Source organism: Fontisphaera persica (genome assembly GCF_024832785.1).
GTDB lineage: Bacteria > Verrucomicrobiota > Verrucomicrobiia > Limisphaerales > Fontisphaeraceae > Fontisphaera > Fontisphaera persica.
Genome location: NZ_CP116615.1, coordinates 715,026 through 733,961, shown reverse-complemented (window position 1 = coordinate 733,961; position 18,936 = coordinate 715,026). Strand labels below are relative to the sequence as shown.

The following is an 18,936-nucleotide window of genomic DNA, read 5'->3' as shown; positions in this document are numbered from 1 at the left end:
AATGGCCCTGGGACTTAACACAACTCAGCGAGCCAAGGCACTGGAATCCCCCCTGCGAATCAGCAGGCGTTTTTCCCATCCCAAGTTGCGCGCCGCCGTTTCAGTCCAGGAAAAAGCGCTGGGTTCAGGCGTATCCACGCGCACCTGCTCACAAGCTGAAGCGGCCAGGAGCAGCGCCTGGGGAATGTCCAGGATTTTCAGCACATTCAGATAATCCGGACCCTGCTGATGGGAACGGGGCAAGTCGTGTAAAATCAGGCTGAGGGAACGGTTGACGAGGTTTTCCGGCAAATGGGCCGTTGCGTAGAGAGCGTTCACCGCCATGTTGCCTTGCGCTTCAAGGGTCAAGGGCAACTTGTTCCACGCCTTGACCTGATTCAATGCAAGGACTGACTGACGAATATCCCACACCCTCATGCTGTCCACCGTCTGCCCCAAAAGCATGAAGCGCCGCCGCAGGTGGGTTTGTTTGCGGGCATCACCACTCCAGGTGTCCTGCCCCGTACCCCGGGGATAAAGGGCCAGCCAAATTTCCCCTGCTGGGGGCGCGGCTGAGGGGTTTTGGTGGCTTGAAAAAGCAGCCCTTGTTTCACGCAAGGCCCCAGGCAAATTGGCGTCCAACTGGGGTTCAGCCCATGGGCCGGAGCGCACCCAGAGGCGCATTTGCTGAGGACGGCGGGAGGCGGTGCGTTGCAGGGTGTAAAGCCGCAGGACAACGTGCGGCTGGGGGCTGATTTCATAGATTTCACAGAGCAATCCCGCGTCTTTGGCGGAGGCCACCTTGGTCAGGCGCACCGTGTCCTCGGCCGGCCAGCCGGCAAAAGTTTTTTCCTTGAGCGCGTCCAGCCATGCCTGGCGCAATGAAGTCCACTCCGCCAAGCTTGCCGGGGCTGATGGCGGGGTCGCTGCCGGGACAAAGACTTCATGAATATTGGTGTTGAGGGCATCGGCGGGCAACGTGGCAAACACCTTGAGTTGTGCCGGGGTGAAGGGTTTGGTGGCCCCCACATGGATGATGGGGTCCTCGCCTTTCAGATATTGATTAAACCAGCGGAAGACGGGCACTTGAAGGTTCTGAGTGTCCTTGTGCGGGCCGGGACCAATCACCAGGCCATAATCATTTGGGCGTTTGAGCTGCTGATACACGCGGCGCAAGTGGGTGTCTGTGCGTATGACGCCATCGAGGGGAAAGATGTTGTCGCTGTCCGTGTTGACAAGCAGCAGGGGCCGGGGAGCCGCCAGGACCGCCAGCATGGGATAATCCCAGCGATGGGTGTTGACCCAAAACATGCAGTCGCAGTGTCCCTCGACGCATCCCGTGAGGACATGATTGCGCAGGTCCGTAATTCCGGCCACCGGCGCGATGGCCTTTACCCGGTCATCCAGCGCAGCGATGAACCAACTGTACGCGCCCCCGCCGGAGCGGCCGGTAACGGCCAGTCGGCTGGCATCCACTTCCGGGCGCGTGAGCAAATAGTCCAGCGCCCGCATCCCGTTCCAGGTTTCTACACCTGCTGGCGTGTAACCCCGGGCATTCCACCACCACATGTCCTGACGGTAAGTGCCATGATGGACGCCCAAGATTTCTCCCCATTGGACGGTATCCAAAATCAGGCAAAGGTAACCATGTTGGGCAAACCAGACCCCGTGATGCTGGTAACTCACCTTGTTGCCGTAACTGATTTGATTGGTTATCACCGGGCCATGTCCGCAGACGTATAACACGGCAGGCAACCGGCCGGTAACGTGGCGCGGGCGATACAAATTGGCCGTCACATAAAGCCGGGGCAGGGATTGAAAGTGCAGCTTTTCCACCACGACATCCTGGTGTTCGGCCGTGCCGGTGATGACCGGCTGTAATTCGGTGCGCGGCGGCAGGGGATGCAGTCCCAGCATCTCAGCGGCCTGTTCACGCCATCGGTTTCTGACCTGCTCCCAAGGTTGAATATCCTGCAAAAGTTGGGCGGTGCGGCGTTCCAGCGCGGCCACTTCCGCCTCCAAGTATTGCGCCAGGCGCGCATTCGCCGCCGCAGGTGACGAGGCGATTGCCGGATTTCCCGCGCCCGCGTGGCACAGCCACGGCACGGCCATCAGCCAGCATAAAAAAAGTATGGGTCTCATTGCCTTGGGAAGGTTGAGGGGTCACGAAACAGTGATACGGCCCGGCGCACCGAGAGAAAAGCGATGTCCTCCAAGTTCAGCTCGTGGGGGTGCAACCATACCAGGCTGTCCACTTCCGCGCGCGCAGCCGCCTGAGAATGGGCTGCGGCACGGGCGGCAAAAAAGATGTCCAGCACGTGGTAGGTCACGCCCCGATAAGGATAAACGTTGGGGGCAGTGCACACAAAGCGCAGGTCTTGAATCTCCAGGCCGGTTTCTTCCCGCGTTTCCCGGACCAAGGCTTCTTCCGCGCTTTCGCCCGGATTCACAAAGCCGCCCGGCAACCCGTATTTTCCCCTGCCGGGGTCATTGGCGCGGCGCAGCAAAAGGAGGCGGCCTTGATTATCCACCACCAAACCACCCACTCCCACCGCCGGATTGGTGTGATAATGGAAGCCACACTGGCCGCAGGCATAGGCGTCCGGCTCCGGTTGAGTCAGTCCCGCCGCCCCGCAACGGGGACAATGCACAAATAAGGGCAAACGCGCGGCCGTCATACTTTGTTCAACGAGGCCCGACTTCGTACCACAAGGTTTGCCATTGCGGCCCGAGTTCAATAACGGCCTGGCCCTGCGCATCAGCGCGCACGGGTAATTCTTTGGCACGCTGGCCGCGGCCATCCAACGCCCAGGCTGCGGTCCGGGCTGCGGGCTGCGCAAAAATCAGACGCGCCGGGATGCCCTCCACCAGGGACGGCGCTTTGCCCCATTGGCGGCCCACGCTGGATTTCTCCGCGTTTTTCCACACCATGCCGGTGTTCTGCGCCAGCCCGGTGGCCGTCACCAGCCACCGGCGCGGAGCGGGGCTTCGCTCGGCGGCTGTCACCGTGATGGCACACCATCCGTTTTGCAGACCTGCCCCCGGGGCGATGGTAACCTCGCGCAGGGCAAACGTCTGGCCGCCACCGTAACCAATCACGGCCTTGCTGCGGGGGCTGTTGAGGGTGACCACCCCGCGCTGTTTATCGCGCAAATCCCATAACAACTCGCCCGTATCGGAGGGGTACCGGTTTTCGATTAATTTCACCTGGTTGGGCGCCAAGGCGCCCACGACACGCCGGCCGTCCGGGTTAAACGCCACACGATGTACCAGACTGGCCTCGCGGGGGAGGCCTGCCGTGGCCGCGTCCACCAGGCTCCAGGAGCGGGCATTCATCAGCAGCTCGACATCGCGGGCCGGCGGCAAATCGGCCACCACCAAGGATTTCGCGGGCGCAATGTCGCCGCGGGTAAAGAAGGCGTGGGCGGCCACCAGCGTGACCAGTTTGGTGGGGTGCTGGTCAATGTCGAAGAAACTGCCGATGCGCTGGCTGTTCCAGTTTTCGCTGTTACTATGAGACCAGGCGAAGGCATAAATCGCATCCCAATCCTGCAGGGCGGCATACGCTGCCAGCAGCAGAAAGCCCTCGCTATTGTAGGTGTTGGGGGCGGGATGATTGTACTCCGTGCAGGCATGTGGTTTGCCCACGGCGCGTTTGAGCGCCAGCCCCGGCAGCGTGCCGCCGCGCTCGTTCACCATGGTGCGGTTAGGAACGATCCACTCCTCTGCGTCCCACGGACGCACGGGGAATTGGGGATGCTGCCAGTAGGCATGCGTGTCCACCCAGTCCATTTTGGCCTGAATGGTGGCCGGACTGCACCCCACGATGGTCCCTGTGACCAGCCCACGGACTTTAAGATCGTGCTTCAAATACCGGTACATCGCCTGCCAGTATTGGTCTTCGGTGTCATACAAGAACTGCATCCAGTCTCGGTAAGCGGCCGGCGTGCGCTGGCCAATGGATTTGCGGTCGAAATAGGCAAATGTCGCCGTTTCAAGCGCCTCGCCCTCGCGCAGCCCCAGGACACCCCCGGGTCGCAAGGAAAAACCGGCCAGGTCAGTCACGGCCCCTGCCGCGCCAAAGCCGCTGAGGGTGATGCGCGCATTGGTATCACTTTGGGACGCTCGAAATACAAATTCAAACCGGGACCAGGTCGGCGTCAATGATGCCGACGCACTCAAACCGAGGTTATTCCATGGCTCATGCGCCTGAGAGGCAACCACTGAAAGCATGTGCAGGACGTCACTGCGCGCCCAAAAAACCAGGGTATAAGGCTGGTCTTTTTCCAGGCGCAGACCCGCCTGATTGAACTGCAAATGCCAGGTTTCCCTGCCCACCTGTTCCACCGTCAAGCGGACGGCCTGCGCGCCGCCAGCCATTCCATTGGGAACGTCTTTGATCAGGGCGACGGACATGCGGGCCGGCGTGTGCTGTTCACGATTCCATTGTTGCAAGCCGTCCCTGAACTGCCCGTTGGCCAGCATCTCAGGCCCCAAGGCTGACTCACCTGCGCTCCAGGCCAGCCGCAACCGGGGCGTGGTGACATACTTTTCCCGCAGCCACGCATTCCATCGCTGGCGCAGGGACTCCTGAAAAACGGCGGGCATCCGGTCTATCTCGCCGCCCAGCCAGCCGTGGATGAGCCCCTGTTCATTGTTAATCTCGATGAACGCCACCGCCGGATCTTCGGCAAACGAGAGTTTGGTGTAGGGATTAACAGTGGTTAGCAGCGCCCGCGCGTACTCCTTTTGCAGCGCCAGGTGTTTCTCATCCCAAAAACCTATAAGATGACGGTCTTTCCAATCCAATTTTTCAATTTCAGCCGGAAGGCCATCGGCGCCCCGAAACCGCCGGCCCACCAATAAGTTAAGGTTGGCATAGATGCCGTGGTCTTTGAGCTGGGCAATGAAGTATTGCAAACGGTCCAGTGCCTCAGGATGGATATCCCCGGAATGGGCGCCTTTGCCATTGATGATGCCCCGGGGATAATCCGCCGTGTCCATGTGGTGAAAACGAACCACGTTGATGCCAAACTTGGCCAGGCGCCGGGCCACAATTTCGGCATGGGGTTTCTGGGGCACGGTGGCGCCAAAACACATGTTCACTCCCAGGAAGCGTATCCGCTGCCCGCCCACCTGAAAATGGCCGTCCCGGCTCACCGTGACGGGCCCATTTTTCCCGGCGGGTTTGACCAGTGTGTCGCTCAAGTCGGTGATGCCGGGTGATGCATCGTCCCATGGCAAAACAAAGGGGAAAAGCGACTGTTCCAAATCCGCCGCGCGCCCCCATCCCAAGGACAACAGCAACACCCATAAGAAATGTCCGCGTCGTCCACAGGTGAATAAGTATTGCATGGCAAATATATTTGACGCGCCCCGGGAAAATGAAAACTGCAAAATGAAGCCTGGCCCGGGCCGCCCCCGGCTTAGGTTGCTGCTGCGATTGAGATATGGCGAGAAAATGGCTCAATAAAATGGCGTTCATGGCCGCAAAGTGGTGGATTTTAAGTTTGATTTATGGCAGAGTGAGGGAAGGAAGATGTTGCGTCCACAGCATCCATGGCGAGCCTGCCTCGTTTTAACGGGGCTGCTTTATATTTTGGCCGCGCCGCTCTGGGGGCAAAACCACCGCCCCGTGGAAATTGGCACCCAAGTCAACGGCTACCAGGATGATTTTCGCGGGACCACCCTGGCTCCCGCATGGCAAGTGCAAGGCGCCTCAGTCTATTTTGCCAGCAATGGGGTGTTGCGGGTCTTTTCGGCTTCTGGGGATCCCAACCATCTTTATTATGCGGCCGCGGGGGCCAGTGGCAACCCGCAGGAAGTTTTGGCGCGCATCCGCCTGCTCAACCTGGGCACCGGAGACGCCGTCCGTTGTGGGGTGGCCGTGGGCATTGAGCCGACCGCCCCCAGCCAGGCAGGCGGGGTTAATTTCCTGTTTCGTGACCACACAGGCGAGGGGCAAACCGGCCGCCACGTTTCGCTGCTGGATGATTTGCGGGCCTGGGGGCCGGGTTACACCGGCGCCTTCAACCTCAACACCTGGTATTGGGTGCGCCTGCGGCAGGAACCCAATGCGCAAGGGGGGACGACGGATGTTTTTGCGCGCTTCTGGCGCGCCGATGGCTCAGAACCGGAGCCGGCCAACTGGCAATTAACCTGGGATTACATTCCGGCCCGCGCCGCCCGCAGTGGTTATGCCGGCATCACCGCCAGCAGCTCCGGCGGACTGGCCGAGTTTGAGGTGGATTACATCCTGATTAAAGCCGCCGGGCTGCCTTCGATTTTGGTGAACCCGGATGCGTTCCCTGCGATTCAATTACCCGTCAGCATCACCCATCAGCCGCAGGATGTGGTGGTCAACGAATTGCAGTCCGCCACCTTGCAAGTTCAGGCCTCCGGCTTCCCGCCGCTGACTTATCGTTGGTATAAAAATGGGCAACTTATTCCCAATGCCACTCAACCCACCCTCACCCTGCCTAGTGTGCCCCTGGCGGACAACGGAGCGGAGTATTATGTGGTGGTGGCCAACGTGGCCAGCAACGTGTCCTACAGCGTCACCAGCCGCGTGGCCACCGTGCAGGTGATTCCCGACACCACCCCCCCTGCTCTGCTCCGGGTGTACCCGCATGGATTAAACGGGGTGCGGCTGGTTTTTTCTGAACCCTTGAGCGAGGCCAGCGCCACCTACCTTTTCAATTATTCACTGGTGACCACTCAGGCCGAAACGGTGGCCATTCAAAGCGCGGAATTATCCGAAGACGGCGCCCAAGTGCTGTTGCACACCGATACCATGACGGAGGGCATGGGCTACATCCTCACCATGAACAATTTGCGGGACCGCGCCGCAGCCAACAATGCACTGCCGCATCCAATGGTGACCAATTTTGTGGCAGTGGGGCTGGCGCCGATGGACGTGGAGGGTTCCTCACCCCCCGGGTATGTGGAATGGATTCCAGGCGGGTATCGCCTGACAGGCGGCCATGCCGGCAACCAAATTACCCAGGAAGGCGGGCATTTTGCCGGCACCCAGCGCAGCGGCGACTTTGACGTGCGCGTGCGCATCAGCCGCCTGGAAGCCAATGATTTGTGGGCGCGGGCGGGATTGATGGCACGCGTTTCCGAGGAAACCTCCCAAAACTACGCGGCGGTCTTTGCCACGCGGTCTGTCGCGGGTTGTTTCTTTATCACCCAACAAGATGGTCAAGCCCAAACCCAGGGACGATTTCCCGTGAATTATCCCTCCACCTGGCTGCGGCTGCAAAGAGAGGAAAACCGCCTCTCTGGTTACGTAAGCGTGGATGGCGAACGGTGGATGCTTCTGGGCAGCGCCACTTTGGACTTGCCTTCCATCCTGTGGGTAGGGTTGGCCGTGTCCAGCCATGCGGCGCAACAATGGGCGGCAGCGGATTTCCAGGACTTTTCCGACGTAACCTCTTATCTCACGGTGCCGCTGTCGCCCGAGCGCGAAAGCATGGGACCCTCCAGCCGCCGCACGGGGCTGGTCATCTCGGAAATCATGTACCGCCCCGCTCCTCATCCCACCATCACCAATTCGCTGGAGTTTGTGGAAATTGCCAATACCCGGGGCGAGCCGGAGGATTTGAGCGGCTGGAGGCTGAGCGGCGATATTGATTACACCTTCCCTGCTGGCACGGTGATACCGGGCGGCGGTTTTCTGGTGGTGGCTCGCTCGCCGCAGGCCATACAACAGGCTTATGGCTTGACGCAAGTCCTTGGGCCTTTCACCAACAACCTGCCCAACAACAATGGCACCCTTCGTTTGCGGCATCGAACCGGCGCGGTCATGCTGGAGGTGACTTATGATGACGAACCGCCCTGGCCGGTCGCGGCGGATGGCGCGGGGCATTCTCTGGTGTTGGCCCGCCCATCGTATGGCGAAAACTCGCCCTTGGCTTGGGCCGCCAGTGACCAGCTCGGAGGGTCTCCGGGGAGCTGGGACCCGGTCACGCCGGAACCGTTGCGGGCGGTGGTCCTCAACGAGTTCATGGCGCATTCCGCCGGGGTGATTGGCCGGGACTATGTAGAATTATTCAACCGCTCCAGCACACCGCTCAACCTGGCGGGCTGCACGATTGCGGATGCCACCGGCACCAACCGTTTTACCCTGCCCCCGGACACCATCATTCCCGGGCGGGGCTGGCTTCATTTTTCCCAATTTGAATTGGGCTTCGGTCTAAGTGGCGGCGGTGGCACGCTGTTCTTGCGGCATCCGGATGGGCGGGTGTTGGATGCCGTGCGGTACCCGCCCCAGGCCACTGAAACGGCCTATGGGCGTTATCCTGATGGCGCGCCGGAATGGCAGGAACTGACCGCGCAAACCCCTGGCCGCGCCAATGCGCCCATCCTTATCCGCGATGTGGTCATCAATGAAATCATGTACGCTCCCATCAGTGGCGATGACGATGACCAATATATCGAACTCTACAATAAAGGCACCAACACGCTGAATATTGGCGGCTGGGCTTTCGTGGACGGTATTGAATTCCAATTCCCCCCTCAGACCCACCTGCCTCCCAACGGTTACGTGGTGATTGCTAAAAACGTCACAAACTTGCTGGCGAAGTACCCGCAGCTCAACGCCTCCAACACTTTTGGTAATTTCCAGGGCTCCCTGGCTGCCGCGGGCGAGCGGCTGGCGCTGGCCATGTTTGAGGGCAGTCTGCTGACCAACCAGGTTGCCGGCCCCCGGCTGGCACCGCCAACCTCTGCGCAAATTATCACCGACCCACGCTCCACGCCGCAGGCATACGTGGTGGTGGACGAAGTGACCTACCATAATGGTGGGCGCTGGGGCCGCTGGAGCGACCGGGGAGGCAGCAGTCTGGAACTGATGGACCCGCGCAGCGATAACCGCCTGGCCTCCAATTGGGCTGATAGTGACGAATCGGCGAAAGCCCCGTGGACGACCATTTCCCGCACCGGCATTCTTGATTTGGGCAACGTAACGCCGGATTCTTTGCAAATCTTGCCCTTGGGCGCCGGCGAATATGTGGTGGATGATGTCGTGGTGTTGAATGCCTCCGGCCAGAACGTTTTGCCCAATGGCCAGTTTAACAGCAGCGCCTCCGGATGGGTGGCCGAAGGCGCGCTTTCCCTGTCCTATTGGGCTCCCGCGTTGGGCGTCAACAACAGCGGCGGTTTCCTGATTCGCGCCGTGGACCGTGGCGATAATCAAATCAATCGCTTGCGCGCCAGCCTTTCTTCAGCGCTGGCCACCGGCGCCGCCGCCACCTTGCAGGCCAAAGTGCGCTGGTTGCGCGGGCATCCCGAAATGCTCCTGCGCCTGCGCGGCAACTGGCTGGAAGCCGCCGCACGGCTGGAATTGCCGGCCAATTTAGGCACGCCAGGGCTGCCCAACAGCCGTTACACGCCCAATGCCCCGCCTGCGATTCATTCGGTCACGCACTATCCCATTGTCCCAGCCGCGCAACAGGCGGTGCGCGTCACAGCCCGTGTGCATGACCCGGACGGTGTGGCCGTTTTTCAGCTTCATTATCGGGTGGACCCGGCCACCAACTACACTACTTTAACCCTGCGCGACAACGGACAGTCGGGCGATGAAACCGCCGGCGATGGATTGTTCTCAGCGCTAATTCCCGGGCAAGCCAATGGCGCGGTGGTGGCGTTTTACCTGACGGCCACCGATGCCCATGCCACTCCGGCCACCAGCCGCTTTCCCGCCAACGCCCCCGGGCGCGAATGTGTGGTGCGTTTTGGCGAGCCTACCCCGCCGGGCACCTTCCCCATTTATCGGATTTGGATGACGCAAGCCACTTTTACCAACTGGTCAGCCCGCCACAAGCTCGATAATTCCCCCAATCCCGTGACTTTCGTGCTGAACAACGAACGGGTCATCTATGAGGCCGAGGCTCAATTTGCCGGCAGCCCTTACATTGCCCCCGGTTTTAACACCCCCTCCGGCAACCGCTGCGGTTACAGCCTCGCCTTCCCCGCGGATGACCGATTGTTCGGTTCGCGGGATTTGGTCCTGGACTGGCCCGGTGGTCACGGGGGCGAGACCACGGCCATTCAGGAGCAAATGGCTTATGCCATGGCCGAGGGCATGGATTTGCCCTTCAGTCATCGCCATTTCATCCGGCTTTATGTGCATGGCGTTTCCGACATGCAGCGGGGTGGAGTCTTCGAGGCTGTGCTCCAGCCCGCCGGGGAGTACCTCGAACAATGGTCGCCCGAACAACCCAAGGGCGATTTTTATAAAATTGACCGCGCCTTTGAATTCAACGACAGCGGCACACGGGTTGCCGACCCCATGCCCCGCCTGGAGGTCTATCAATCCGGTGGCCAGAAGAAAATTGAACGCTATCGCTGGACTTGGTTGAAGCGCAGCTACGACTCCGCCCTCGATTATTCGCCATTAATGAATCTGGTGGATGCTTTGAATGCCGCCACCCCCGAACCTTATACGACACTCACGGAGCGGCTGGTGGATGTGGAGCAATGGATGGGGGTCTTTGCCTTTGAGCACATCATCAACAATTTTGACAGTTGGGGGCATAACATTGGCAAAAACATGTACATGTTCCGTCCGCACGGCGGCGGGGCGTGGGTAATTTATCCTTTCGACCTTGACTGGCTGATGCTGGTTTCGCCCCGCGGCCCGGGCGGATTCACCGCGTTGACTGGCCCGCTATTCGACTCGGAGGACCCGACCGTCACGCGCATGTACAATCACCCCCCCTTCCGCCGCGCTTATTTCCGCGCCGTCAAACGAACAGTGGACGGCCCCATGCGCCCGGAAATCGCCGAGCCGCTGATGGATGCCAAATACCGCTCCCTCCTCGCCAATGGCATAACTTTATGTGACGGACAATCCCTGACCGACCCCGGCGCGGTTAAACAGTGGTACGCTCAGAGACGAGGATTCCTCCTTGGGCAACTGGCCGCAGTCTCAGCACCTTTTGAAGTGGCCACCAATTATTTGGTGCGCTCCACCAATTACTTCACCCTGACTGGCAAGGCCCCCATTGAAGTTACGACCCTTACCATCAATGGTGTGGCATGGAAACCTGTCTGGACTTCTGTCACCAATTGGACCTTGAACGTCCCGGGCGCTCAGCCCACCAATCATTGGGTGATTGCGGCGTTGGATGCCGCCGGGAATACGATTGGCACACCGCAAGCAATCACGGCCGTCTTCACCAACCCAGTGCCGCCGGCCAAAGGCAGCGTCGTCTTTTCCGAAATCATGTATCATCCCGCCGAGCCTGAAGCGCAATATCTTGAATTGCACAATCGCACGGCCAATCACACTTTCGACCTCAGCGGCTGGCGCATCAACGGGCTGGGATACACCTTCCCCCCGGGCAGCGCCATTTTGCCAGGGCAATACCTGATACTGGCCAAAAACCGAGAAGCTTACGGGGCCGCCTATGGGGCCAGCCATATCGTGTTTGACCAGAACTCCGGCAATTTGCAGACCGATGGCGAAACGCTGACGCTCCTGCGCCCCATGGGCAATAACCAGGAGGAAATCGTCGCTCAAATGCGCTACGAAGCCAATCCTCCCTGGCCCGCCGACCAGCAAAACAGCGCCATTCAATTGCGCGATGCGCGCCAGGACATTCGCCGTGTCATCAACTGGGCCAACCATGCCACCTGGCAATTCAAGTCGTTTACGGTGAGCAACGTGCTGACCTTTAATTTGACCAACTTGTATTTTCGGTTTTCGAATGCGGGGGAGGTATTGCTGGATGATTTGCGCGTGGAGGAGGGGGCGGTGGTGGGCGGGGGGACGAACTACGTGGTGAACGGGGATTTTGAGGCGCCGCTGGAGGGGACGTGGGTGAAGGGGACGATGGTGCAGCCGACGGTGCGGGAGGGGAGTGTGAGCCGGAGCGGGCAGTACAGTTTGCGGCTGGTGGCGACGGGGCGGGCGCAGACGGTGGGGCAGTCGTTGTCGCAGCCGCTGGTATTGAAGACGGCGACGGTGTACACGGTGAGCTACTGGTATTTGCCGAGTGCGACGGTGACGAGTTTGCAGGTGTATGTGACGGCGTTTGTGAACTCGAACGTGGTGGTGCACGCGCCGGTGTATGCGCGGTCGCCGGGGGTGGGGGCGGAGGGGTGTGGGGTTGCCGGGGTTGCCGGAGGTGTGGTTGAACGAGGTGGCGGTGGGGGCGGAGGGTGGGGTGGGTGGAGTTGTACAATGGGGGAGCCAGGGGGTGGATTTGACGGGGTGGTATTTGGCCAACCAGTACACGAACCTGGGGCAGTGGGCGTTTCCGGCGGGGACGGTGTTGGGGGCTGGGGAGTATCGGGTGGTGAGCTGTGGAGGCGAGGCTGGCGGGGGAACGAATTGGCAGGCGGATTTCCGGTTGGGTGTGGGGACGGGGTCGGTGGCGCTGGTGATGCCGATGGGGGGTGGGCTGGCGGTGTTGGATTATCTGAACTACCGGGGATTGAGGGCGGGGCAGAGTTATGGGAATTATCCGGACGGCCAGCCGGTGTACCGGCGGGTGTTTCATTATCCGACGCCGGGGACGACGAACAACCCGGCGCTTGCGCCGGTGCCGGTGTTCATCAACGAATGGATGGCGGACAATCGTTCTGCCGTGGCAGACCCTGCCGATGGCAACTTTGAGGATTGGTTTGAATTGTACAACGCGGGTGATACCTCGGTGGATTTAAGCGGTTATTTTCTGACGGACAACTTGAATAATCCGCTCCAGTTTCGCATCCCCAACGGGTGGGTGATTCCACCTCAAGGTTACCTCGTGGTCTGGGCGGATAATGAATCTGGACAAAATGTTGTGGGGGGCACCAACCTGCACGTGAACTTTGCCTTGAATCGCAATGGTGAAGCCATCGGCCTTTTTGCGCCGGACGGCACGAGAGTGGACGCAGTGGAATTTGGCCTCCAACCGCCCAATTTAAGCAGCGGCCGATATCCTGATGGGGAAACGGGCATTTATGGGCTCACCGAACCAACCCCCGGCGCGCCAAACGCCGCACTGCCTGGTGACAACCGCCGTCCCATCATCGAAGATGTGCCACCCCAGGAACTGATTGCTGGACAGGAACTGGCGTTGGATTTAACGGCCTTTGACTTGGATTGGCCGCCGCAAACGCTGACCTTCCTGCCTCCCGTGAATGCGCCGCTGGGGCTTGCCCTGTCGCCTGCCGGCCAGCTCCGCTGGCAGCCCCTGCCCTCTCAAGCCGGTGTGTATGACCTCTGCATCCGTGTGCGGGATGACGGCACCCCCAACCTGACCGCCACAAATTGCTTTACCATCATCGTGCACGCGCCGCCGCAATTCCACGACTCGACATGGGACGCGCACAGTGGCTCGCTGACCTTGAGATGGTCCGCAATTACGGGTAAAAGGTACCAGTTGGAAGCTTCCGATTCTCTCTCGGCTCCTCATTGGCAGCCGGTGGGCGCGCCGGTCACGGCCACAGAAAACCATCTCGAAATGCAAGTGTATCCTCCGGCCGGTGGCCAGCGTTATTATCGCGTGAAGGTTTATTAGAACCGCAGACCCAGGCAAGGCCGCCAGGCCTGGCCCCGGAACGTTTTTCCTTTTCGCCTGGACGGCGTCTGGTCATGCTGGAGCCGATGTCGGCAGTCATTGCCATCGTAGGCCGGCCCAATGTCGGCAAAAGTGCCCTGTTCAACCGCCTAGCCGGGCGGCGCATCGCCATTGTCCATGACCAGCCGGGCGTCACTCGCGACCGGGTCACCGCCGAAGCCGAATGGAAGGGACGTCCTTTCACCTTGGTGGACACCGGTGGCATTGGTCTGTTGCGTGGCGAAAAAGCGGACGACATCATCGTCCAGGCCGCCTTGCAGCAAGTGCAACTGGCCATTGATTCTGCCCATGTGGTGTTGCTGGTCGTGGACGCCCAAGCCGGATTGATGCCCCTGGACCAGGAAGTGGCCGCCCGCCTGCGGGAAGCCCGCAAGCCGGTCATTGTGGTGGCCAACAAGGCTGACCATCAGGGTTATGAGACCGCCAGTGTTGAGTTCAGCGCCCTGGGGTTTGACGACCTGGTGGCGGTTTCCGCGCTCCATGGCCGGGGCATTTCCGCCCTAATGCAGTTGGCCATGCAAAAATTGGAGGCGCTGGGCGTCCTGCCTCCCCCCGCGCCAGCGGCGGCTCTCCCCAAAGAGGAGCCGTTAAAAATTGCCATCGTCGGACGGCCTAATGTTGGCAAATCCTCCCTCATTAACGCGCTCACCCGCAGCGAGCGAGTCATTGTCAGTCCCGTCCCCGGCACCACCCGCGATGCGGTGGATGTGCCCTTTGCCATTGAGACGGACGGAGTGCGGCAACCCTGCATTCTAATTGACACCGCTGGCATCCGTAAAAAGCGGCGGCTGGAAGATTCGGTGGAGTTTTTCAGTGTGGACCGCGCGGAAGCGAGCATTGCCCGTTGCGACATCGCGGTGCTGGTGCTGGACGCCGAGGCGGGCATCACCGAACAGGACAAGAAGATTGCCGACCTGATTACCGAGCATCAGCGTGCGTGTGTCCTGGTGGTCAACAAATGGGACCTTTTCCAGGACCGCATCAAGGAAGCCCGGCGTGAGCATCGGCCCGGCCAGACCCCCTCGCGCCTGGATGAATTTGCCGCATGGGTTCAGGAACGCATGTTTTTCCTGGATTACGCGCCGGTGATTTTTACGTCTGCGGTATCAGGTTTTCACCTGGAGCGGTTGCTGGAGGCCATTCGCTACGTGGCCGCCCAGTGGCGCCAGCGGGTGCCCACCGCCGTGCTCAACCGCGTCCTCGCCGCGGCAGTCGAGCGGAAACAACCCATCAGCAATCTGGGCCATCATCTCAAGTTTTTCTATGCCACCCAGGTGGAGGAGGCCCCGCCCACCTTTGTGCTTTTTGTGAACCGGGACGAGCTGCTTTCAGACCCCTATAAAAAGTACCTGGCGGGTGAGTTGCGCAAAGCTTTCGGCTACGAGGGTTGCCCGCTGATTTTGCGCGCCAAACCCCGCCCCCGCAGCGTGCCGCCCAAACGCACCGAAAAATCGCCCCGCTCCCGCCCACGGCGCCGTCATTAAAAAGTCCCCGCCGCGAAGAAGCATTGCGGCTCGCCGTCTCCTTTGGCATAACGTACCCATGGCTTTGCCTCGAATGCGATATCGCCGATTTGGCAAAACAGAATTGCAGATGCCCGTGATTTCCTGCGGTGGCATGCGCTACCAGCACAAATGGCAGGATGTGGCCCCGGAGGAAATTCCCGCTGACAACCAGGCCAACTTGGAAGCGTGCATCCACCGCGCACTGGAGCTGGGCATCAACCACATCGAGACCGCCCGCGGCTATGGCACTTCAGAAATGCAACTGGGCCGCATCCTCCCCTCCCTGCCCCGCGAAAAAATTATCGTGCAAACGAAGGTGCCGCCCGCCGCCACGGCCGAGGAATTTCTGCGCACGTTTGACCGTTCCCTGAATTATCTGCGGCTGGATTACGTGGACCTGCTGGCGCTGCACGGCATCAACAACCGGCAATTTCTGGAATGGAGCCTCAAACCCGGCGGCTGCCTGGACGCCGCCCGCCGCCTGCAGCAGCAGGGGCGCTGCCGCTTTGTCGGGTTTTCCACCCATGCCACACCGGACATCATTCTTGAAGCGGTCCAAAGCGGGGGTTTTGATTACGTCAACCTGCATTGGTATTTCGTCAATGAATTGACCTGGCCCGGCATCGTAGCCGCCCGCAAGCTGGACATGGGCGTTTTCATCATCAGCCCCAATGACAAAGGGGGCAAGTTATACACGCCCAGCGCCAAAATGCGACAGCTCTGCCAGCCGTTGACCCCCATGCAGTTCAACGACTTGTTCTGTCTGGCGCGCCCGGAGGTGCACACCTTGAGCTGTGGGGTGGCGCGCCCGCAGGATTTTGATGAACACGTCCAAGCCCTCGCCTGGTATGACCAGGCATCGGAAGTGGTGCGGCCCATTGAAGAAAAATTGCGGGCGGAAATGCGCCGTGTGCTGGGCGAGGATTGGTGCCAGCGCTGGCATGAAGGCCTGCCGGAATACGTGGCGGCCCCCGGCCAAATCAATGTTTTGGAAATCCTCCGGCTGTGGACTTATGCCAAGTCCCTGGATTTGGTGGACTGGGCCAAAATGCGCTACAACCTGCTGGGACAGGCCGACCATTGGTTCCCTGGTGAAAATGCCGCCCGCATGGACGAGTTCGACTGGCGGGCGGCCCTGGCCCGCAGCCCGTTTGCGGACCGCATCCCGGGCATCCTGCGGGAAGCGCATGAGATGCTTTTCGAGGCGCCTGTCAAACGGTTGAGCCAGTCGTAATGATTCAGCCCGTTTCGCCACCTGTTTTTGCATGAAAAAAGTCCTGGAATATTTGTCGAAAAATCGGAGCCGATTCATCGAGGAATTGTGCGATTACGTACGTTTTCCCAGCGTTTCCGCGCAACGGCAGCATCGCAAGGACATGCGCCGCTGCGCCGACTGGCTGGCCCAACATTGCCAGCGCCTTGGGCTGGAGGCGCAGGTCTGCCCCACCCCCGGCCATCCGGTGGTCCTCGCCCGCACCCCTCGCTCCCGCGCGGCGCACCATTCACGCCCGCACTTTGTGGTTTACGGGCACTACGATGTGCAACCCGCCGAGCCTTTTGATTTGTGGCGCACGCCGCCCTTTCAGCCTTTGGTGGCCGGCGCTTCCTTGTACGGGCGCGGCGCCAGCGACAATAAAGGCCAGCACTTTGCGCATTTGAAAGCCATTGAAGCCTACCTCCAAACCGGCACTCCCCTGCCCTGCGATATCACCTTCCTGATTGAAGGCGAGGAGGAAGTCGGCAGCGAAAACCTGCCTGGTTTTCTCAAACGCCATCACCGGCGGCTGCAGGCCAAGGCCTTCGTGGTTTCTGATACCGGCATGCCCGACAAACGCCATCCGGCCCTCACTTGCGGCTTGCGGGGTATTGCGGCCGTGGAAGTTAAAATCACCGGCCCCTCCAGGGATTTGCATTCCGGCATTTACGGCGGCTCAGTGCTGAATCCCGCCACGGCACTGTGCCAAATCCTGGCCCAATTACATGATGGCCGGGGCCGGGTGGCGATTCCCGGTTTTTATGACGAAGTGCGCCCCCTCACCCCGGCCGAGCGCAAACAAATGGCCCGGGTGCCGTTCAACCGGGAGCAATATCGCAAATTCCTCGGTGTGCCGGAGCTGTTTGGCGAAAAGGGTTACACCCCGAATGAGCAGCGCGGCGCGCGCCCCACGCTTGAAATCAACGGCCTCACCAGCGGCTACCAGGGCGAAGGCAGCAAAACGATTGTACCCGCCTCAGCCTCGGCCAAAATCACGCTGCGGCTGGTACCCCACCAGGACCCGGACCGGATTCTCCGCCTGCTGGTCCGGTATTTGCGCAAGCTTTGCCCGCCGGCTGTCCGCATGGAAATCACCACCGGCCACAGTGGCAAACCCTACCTTTTCCCGCCAGACCATCCGCTGGCGCAAGCCGCCCTGCGCGCCTTGCAAGGCGCCTTCGGCCGCAAACCTGTGCTGCTGCGGGAAGGCGGCTCCATCCCCATTGTCAATGAGTTCAAGAGCATTCTGGGGGCCGACACCCTGCTGCTGGGGCTGGCGCTGCCCGATGACAATCCCCATGCGCCCAATGAGAAATTTGACCTCGAATGTTTCACCAAGGGCATGGTGATGAGCGCCCTGCTGTGGCCAGAACTGGCGGCGGTCAGCTCTGTTTGAGCAAATCGGCAAAGTCTCCCAGGGCGGCCTGCACCAGCTCCAGCGGCAGCCCCACCACATTGGAATAGGAGCCTTCAATGCGCTCGATGATGCGCTCGCCATGCTCCTGAATGGCGTAGGCCCCTGCTTTGTCCAGCGGCTGAATCAGGTCCAAATAAGCCGCAATCTCCGCCCGGGTTAACGGCTTGAAATGCACCCGGGTGACTTCGGCCCCTAAAAATTGGCGATGGCTGCCCCAGTGCAACAGGCACACGCCAGTGATGACTTCATGCACCCTGCCTTGCAGCTCAGCCAAAAACGCCTCCGCCTCCACGCGACTGGCGGGCTTTCCAAATATTTTCGCTCCCAGGCAAACTTCGGTATCCGCCCCCAGCACCACCGCCTCCGGGCGGCGGCGGGCTACTGCCCGGCATTTTTTCCAGGCGTTGTAGAGGCATACTTCGCGCGGAGTCAAAAAATCATGCCCCACCTCCGGCGCTTGCGAAGGAATGACCTCAAACTCCCAACCTGACTCTTTTAACAAGGCCACCCGGCGCGGGGATGCCGAAGCCAGAATGAGGGGGCGGGCCATGTCAGGATTAACTTTGCAGCGCGGTGTGCAGGCGTTGGACGCGGGCCGCAAATTCAGCATCACTGAGAACCGGTTGCGCGCCCTCCATCTCAACATCCTGCTCCAGTTCAATCCATGACTTGCAGCCAGCATAAGCCGGGGACAAAGGCAGTTCCACCGGCGCTGGCAGGCGGCTCACGCGCACCATCAGCACATAAATCCCGGCCTCCCGGCCCCACTCGTAACGACTGGCAATCACTTCATCACGCCAGACATGCTGACCGGCGAGCTTGCGGGCGTCTTCCAGCGACTCCAACCGCCGCCAGCCGGTCAACACGGCAAAACCTTCAATGCGCACGCGATTCGCTGGCGGCCATGCGGCGCTCAATTCATCAAAACGCGCCTGGGCCGAGGGAATCACCGACTCGCGCTGTTGGTGGAATTGGGTGGGGAAAAGCCAGAACTGCTCGTGTTCGGGCCGGAATCCCCCGCGCCCCTCGGCAATGCCGCCCTTGCGCAAAATAATAATCTGCTCCCCGCGCAGCAGCGCATCTGTAACAATCGCCCATTCTTTGAAAGCCACACGCATGAGGGGAGCTTAGCAAACCCGCTTCATGCTCGCAACGGACAGCTTGAGTTGCCCGCCCTTCCCCCCCCCAAAACAACAATTGCCTGCG

Annotated in this window: 10 protein-coding genes; 5 read left to right on the top strand and 5 right to left on the bottom strand. The window is 60.5% G+C overall.

Annotated elements, in window-relative coordinates; genetic code table 11:
• Nucleotides 1–24: 24 nt before the first annotated feature.
• From NXS98_RS02730 to NXS98_RS02720, 3 genes are read right to left on the bottom strand one after another with little or no spacing between them, the layout of a single operon-like run.
• Nucleotides 25–2,121, bottom strand: coding sequence for an alpha/beta hydrolase family protein (locus tag NXS98_RS02730; protein ID WP_283846932.1), 2,097 nt, complete (start codon nucleotides 2,119–2,121; stop codon nucleotides 25–27).
• A complete protein-coding gene (locus NXS98_RS02725) occupies nucleotides 2,118–2,657 on the bottom strand; it encodes an NUDIX hydrolase (protein ID WP_283846931.1) in 540 nt (179 codons plus the stop codon). The genes NXS98_RS02730 and NXS98_RS02725 overlap by 4 nt, the downstream gene beginning before the upstream one ends.
• Nucleotides 2,658–2,664: 7 nt before the next feature.
• Entirely contained in the window at nucleotides 2,665–5,334 is a 2,670-nt protein-coding gene (locus NXS98_RS02720; protein ID WP_283846930.1) for a carbohydrate binding domain-containing protein, read from the bottom strand.
• A gap of 244 nt (nucleotides 5,335–5,578) precedes the next feature.
• Between NXS98_RS02720 and NXS98_RS02715 the strand changes: the two genes are divergently transcribed.
• The 5 genes from NXS98_RS02715 (at nucleotide 5,579) to NXS98_RS02695 (ending at nucleotide 17,709) form a co-directional block, all read left to right on the top strand.
• Nucleotides 5,579–12,604 carry a lamin tail domain-containing protein gene (locus NXS98_RS02715; protein ID WP_283846929.1) on the top strand — a complete coding sequence of 2,342 codons (7,026 nt, stop codon included), beginning with the start codon at nucleotides 5,579–5,581 and terminating at the stop codon, nucleotides 12,602–12,604.
• The gene (locus tag NXS98_RS02710; protein ID WP_283846928.1) at nucleotides 12,576–13,493 is read left to right on the top strand and encodes a lamin tail domain-containing protein; all 918 of its coding nucleotides are present in this window, start codon (nucleotides 12,576–12,578) and stop codon (nucleotides 13,491–13,493) included. Before NXS98_RS02715 ends, NXS98_RS02710 begins: the two co-directional genes overlap by 29 nt.
• 86 nt (nucleotides 13,494–13,579) lie before the next feature.
• Nucleotides 13,580–15,037: a ribosome biogenesis GTPase Der gene (gene der / locus NXS98_RS02705; RefSeq protein WP_283846927.1), complete on the top strand. Its 1,458-nt coding sequence runs from the start codon at nucleotides 13,580–13,582 to the stop codon at nucleotides 15,035–15,037.
• 73 nt (nucleotides 15,038–15,110) lie between these two features.
• Nucleotides 15,111–16,292, top strand: a complete 1,182-nt coding sequence (locus tag NXS98_RS02700; RefSeq protein ID WP_283848113.1) for an aldo/keto reductase — start codon at nucleotides 15,111–15,113, stop codon at nucleotides 16,290–16,292.
• Nucleotides 16,293–16,323: 31 nt separating this feature from the next.
• Nucleotides 16,324–17,709, top strand: coding sequence for a dipeptidase (locus NXS98_RS02695; protein WP_283846926.1), 1,386 nt, complete (start codon nucleotides 16,324–16,326; stop codon nucleotides 17,707–17,709).
• Here NXS98_RS02695 and NXS98_RS02690 read toward each other — a convergent pair.
• Together NXS98_RS02690 and NXS98_RS02685 are read right to left on the bottom strand one after the other, a co-directional pair.
• Nucleotides 17,696–18,280, bottom strand: coding sequence for a Maf family protein (locus tag NXS98_RS02690; protein WP_283846925.1), 585 nt, complete (start codon nucleotides 18,278–18,280; stop codon nucleotides 17,696–17,698). The two genes, NXS98_RS02695 and NXS98_RS02690, sit on opposite strands and share 14 nt — an antisense overlap.
• Nucleotides 18,281–18,287: 7 nt before the next feature.
• Nucleotides 18,288–18,848, bottom strand: coding sequence for a DUF1802 family protein (locus tag NXS98_RS02685; protein ID WP_283846924.1), 561 nt, complete (start codon nucleotides 18,846–18,848; stop codon nucleotides 18,288–18,290).
• Between the last annotated feature and the right edge of the window lie 88 nt (nucleotides 18,849–18,936).

Bases quoted from the DNA above. Each gene is read 5' to 3' on its own strand.
- NXS98_RS02730 (WP_283846932.1), bottom strand. From the start codon at position 2,121: ATGAGACCCATACTTTTTTTATGCTGGCTGATGGCCGTGCCGTGGCTG.
- NXS98_RS02725 (WP_283846931.1), bottom strand. From the start codon at position 2,657: ATGACGGCCGCGCGTTTGCCCTTATTTGTGCATTGTCCCCGTTGCGGG.
- NXS98_RS02720 (WP_283846930.1), bottom strand. From the start codon at position 5,334: ATGCAATACTTATTCACCTGTGGACGACGCGGACATTTCTTATGGGTG.
- der (WP_283846927.1), top strand. From the start codon at position 13,580: ATGTCGGCAGTCATTGCCATCGTAGGCCGGCCCAATGTCGGCAAAAGT.
- NXS98_RS02700 (WP_283848113.1), top strand. From the start codon at position 15,111: ATGCGATATCGCCGATTTGGCAAAACAGAATTGCAGATGCCCGTGATT.
- NXS98_RS02695 (WP_283846926.1), top strand. From the start codon at position 16,324: ATGAAAAAAGTCCTGGAATATTTGTCGAAAAATCGGAGCCGATTCATC.
- NXS98_RS02690 (WP_283846925.1), bottom strand. From the start codon at position 18,280: ATGGCCCGCCCCCTCATTCTGGCTTCGGCATCCCCGCGCCGGGTGGCC.
- NXS98_RS02685 (WP_283846924.1), bottom strand. From the start codon at position 18,848: ATGCGTGTGGCTTTCAAAGAATGGGCGATTGTTACAGATGCGCTGCTG.